Here is a 744-nt window from a genome sequence, read left to right as displayed (position 1 = left end):
TCGGGCGCGCGCGCCACCGCCAGAACCGGCCCGAAGATCTCCTCCTTGTAGATCGTCATCTCGGGCGTCACCCGGTCGAACAGCGTGCCGCCGACGAAGTACCCGTTCTCGTAGCCCTGCAGGCTCAGGGTCCGCCCGTCGACCACCAGCTCGGCGCCTTCCTGTACGCCGCGGTCGATGTAGCCCTTCACCTTGTCGCGGTGCTGCGCGGTCACCAGCGGGCCCATCTCGGCCTCCGGGTCGGTGCCGGGCCCGACCTTCAGCGCGCGCACCTTCGGGACCAGCTTCTCCATCAGCCGGTCGGCGGTCTCCTCGCCGATCGGCACCGCCACCGAGATCGCCATGCAGCGCTCGCCGGCCGAGCCGTAGGCCGCGCCCATCAGGGCGTCGACCGCCTGGTCCATGTCGGCGTCGGGCATCACCACCATGTGGTTCTTGGCCCCGCCCAGGCACTGGGCGCGCTTGCCCGTTCGCGCCGCGGTCTCGTAGATGTACTTGGCGATCGGGGTCGAGCCGACGAAGGACACCGCCGAGACGTCGGGGTGGTGCAGGAGGGCGTCCACCGCCTCCTTGTCGCCCTGCACCACCGAGAACACGCCGTCGGGCAGCCCCGCTTCTTTCAGCCACTCGGCCATGACGAGGGCGGCGGAGGGGTCGCGCTCGGAGGGCTTGAGCACGAAGCAGTTGCCGCAGGCGAGCGCGACGGGGAACATCCACATCGGCACCATGGCGGGGAAGTTGAAC

At 70.2% G+C, this 744-nt stretch carries 1 protein-coding gene; it reads right to left on the bottom strand.

Annotated elements, in window-relative coordinates:
• Positions 1-744: aldehyde dehydrogenase family protein (locus tag HPY23_RS32825; protein WP_236017630.1), on the bottom strand; the 744-nt coding region annotated here is incomplete at both ends.

Source organism: Methylobacterium ajmalii, from assembly GCF_016613415.1.
In the GTDB taxonomy this organism is placed as follows: Bacteria; Pseudomonadota; Alphaproteobacteria; order Rhizobiales; family Beijerinckiaceae; genus Methylobacterium; species Methylobacterium ajmalii.
This window is presented reverse-complemented; position numbering and strand designations above follow the sequence as displayed.